Raw genomic sequence first — 252 nt, 5'->3', positions numbered from 1 at the left:
CCTACTACATCAGCTATCAAAACCGCCGACCTGACTACATCAACGCTTGGTGGAACGTGGTCAACTGGAGTGCAGTATCAGAAAACTACGCGCAGGCACTCAACAAGCAAGCCTAAGTTGATGGTGGCAAACTGTACTCACACAGCTTGCCACCGTATACTCTGGCTATCTTTGATTACTCTTGTGAACCCACATGTTTGATATCGCTCTATACGAACCAGAAATTGCACCCAATACGGGTAACATCATCCG

General features: G+C 47.2%; 1 protein-coding gene. It reads left to right on the top strand.

The window, feature by feature from the left end; translation table 11 throughout:
* The coding region (locus A3712_RS16210) for a Fe-Mn family superoxide dismutase (protein WP_331710901.1) at positions 1-116 on the top strand (116 nt) is incomplete at its 5' end.
* Positions 117-252 lie beyond the last annotated feature (136 nt).

Origin of the sequence: Vibrio sp. HI00D65, assembly GCF_001635455.1 — a bacterium.
Taxonomy (GTDB): domain Bacteria; phylum Pseudomonadota; class Gammaproteobacteria; order Enterobacterales; family Vibrionaceae; genus Vibrio.
Note: the sequence above shows the minus strand (reverse complement) of the source record. Positions and strands in the feature narration are given on the sequence as shown.